At 44.1% G+C, this 2404-nt stretch carries 3 protein-coding genes; all 3 read right to left on the bottom strand.

The features are described from left to right. Positions 1 to 138: 138 nt before the first annotated feature. On the bottom strand, positions 139 to 543 hold the full coding sequence (locus BOW51_RS11465) for a hypothetical protein (RefSeq protein ID WP_078477577.1): 405 nt from the start codon (positions 541 to 543) through the stop codon (positions 139 to 141). Between the two features lie 111 nt (positions 544 to 654). Continuing rightward, complete coding sequence (locus BOW51_RS11735) at positions 655 to 1062, bottom strand: IS66 family transposase (RefSeq protein ID WP_245828667.1); 408 nt, start codon at positions 1060 to 1062, stop codon at positions 655 to 657. Between the two features lie 570 nt (positions 1063 to 1632). Further along, a partial coding sequence (locus BOW51_RS09930; RefSeq protein WP_167367321.1) for an ATP-binding cassette domain-containing protein occupies positions 1633 to 2404 on the bottom strand: 772 nt, incomplete at its 5' end.

Genomic DNA, 2404 nt, shown 5'->3' with positions numbered 1-2404 from the left:
CGAAAGCCTTCCCAGTCAACGAGTTCTGCTAGCTTCGGAAGTGGATCTCCGAGCCTTTCCAGCTGTTCGTGACGTGATTCTAGATCAAAAAATCCAGTTTGCATTGGGGCTCCTTATGATCTCATTCGTGTTGAGTTATTATCGTTGTTGGGAGCTATTTTTAGAAGCCCCCTTAAGCGCCAGCCGGTGAATAGCTCCATCATTAAAGTTATTTGCAAGCCGAGACAATTCGGCATTCTCGGTTACTCGGAAAAGAGATACTGTAACTTTCGGGTAGATATTGGATATCGGAAATGCATCAATTTCGTCAAACAGGAATCGCCTCAGGAATTCCTGGAATGAAATTTCGCGCTCGATAACGTCATCATAGGTGGCCTGTATCAGGTGATTCCAATCTGAGTCCTGGCTGTATAGGATTGTGAGTGCGTCTTGCACGCTACTCTCAGCGATATTTGCAAATACAGTTGCATCGCCCAGATTTGTACCTGATGTTCTGGTAAATCGTCCTATAAACTGAAGCGCGGATTCAACTCTTAAGTGCAACTCACTGAGCCGGACAGCTGCGTTACATTGTTAGCATGATTAAACCCAGAAATCACGAGCTCTGTAAAACTAACTCCCAAACTGAGTAATCTGCAACATTTTAAAATACCATTAGGTGTGGAATGACGGACCGATATATTTGTAGGCGGAATATTGGTCTGTGACTAAAAGATGTGAGATAGCATCCCCAAGAAGTCGCCGGGCTGCATGTTGATTTCTGCCACTGTTGACTTGGAAGACTGCGACATCTTTACTGAGCGCTGCCCACATCCATCGTTTGTCATTATTGCGCTGATGAGAGGTTTCATCGGCCATAATCAGAGCAGATGCTTTTACTTTATTGTGGATATAGGTATGAGTGTCAGCAAGATACTCGGCGACTCGACCTTGTGCTAATGATATCGACCCTGTTGAAAAGTCAAGCTGAAAGACGTCTTTCAGCATAGACTGTATCTTTCCAATACTTTGATGCTGCTGTGTGGCTTGAATTGCGATAAAACTGTGTAAGTTAGGGTCCATCTGAGATTCTGGCACGTACTCAAGTAGCTGAGTCTTATGTTTCTCGCCACACCATGAGCACTCCCCCATAAAGGCTTGATGTTCAGTAATAGTTTAAGAGATATCGGGTAAATCAAAAACTTGATGACGTTTAGGTGTTAGATTTGAAATGACACAGCAATCACAATGGCATGTCTTGTTTGGCAAATACTGCTCAACCGTGGCACTGTCTTCAACTGGATGAAGCTGTCGGCGATGGCCTTTATGTCATGGTTGAGCTCCTAGCCTGTTTCCAGATGTCTTCCTGCTTGGCGAAGTGTTCTTAGCTTTACTATGCAAAGCTTGTTGGGATGAAGGCACGGAAGATTTACGGCTATTTGGATTAAGCCGATCTTCAAGTTCTGCCAATTTGTTCCACAGAAAATGGATAATATCTCTTGCCTATTAAGGCGAGTCGAAATCTGGCGGTTGCGGTAATGTTTTCTTATTCATATCTCCAGATCGCCACCTGAAAAAGATCACTCAAGTCGAATGTGGGATCAAGTTAACTCTGTCACACAAATTTGTTGTCAATGCTTCGCGGGTGAAGCGTTACGAACCTTCTATACTTATTACCCTACTTATGCCTATATCGCCAATAAAGTCTTTGTCGTGGCTAACAATTAACACGCTGCCGTTAAAGTCATGCAGAGCTTGAGCTAGCATCAATCGGGAGTCTAAATCTAGATGATTATTCGGCTCATCCAACAACAGCAGAGTGTTGTCGGATTGATGGCTGATGGCTAACATGGAGACTTTCATCCTTTCGCCTCCGCTCAAGTTTACCACCCCTTGCGTTGCTTTCTCTCGTTTTAGTCCAATACCTGCCAGCAGCGTTCGCAGGTTTGTTTCCGTTAGGTGTGAGCAAAAAAAAGCCAAGTTTTCAAGTATAGACTTTGTGTTATCCAGTAACGTAAAGTGCTGATCTAGATAGCATAGGCCTGCACGCACATTAATGTTTCCGTGGACGGGAGAAAGGCGCCCAGCGATAGCTTTCAGTAGGGTAGACTTACCACTACCGTTTTTGCCAGATAGGTGGATTTTTTCTCCAAAATCAACAGAAAATGTGATTTCGTTTTCATGTTGAATATAGGGCAGACGCACTTCTGTGATGTCCAAAATACGTAAGGCGCGTTTCTCTACTTTTCCCAAGGGCAGGATCTGCTGTTTAAATAACTCATGTTTCCTATTCAGAGTGCAGAGCTGATCCTGTATCTGCAGCAATTTACGGTTCTGATTACTTTCCCGAGAACCGGAGGAACTCTCAGCACTCTGCTTTAAGGTATTCAGGATAACTTTAGCCTGGCTACCTGAGCGAGCAATC

Origin of the sequence: Solemya elarraichensis gill symbiont, from assembly GCF_002021095.1 — a bacterium.
Classification (GTDB): Bacteria; Pseudomonadota; Gammaproteobacteria; order Chromatiales; family Chromatiaceae.
The sequence above is the reverse complement of the archived record's forward strand: the minus strand, read 5'-3'. Positions and strand labels throughout refer to the sequence as shown.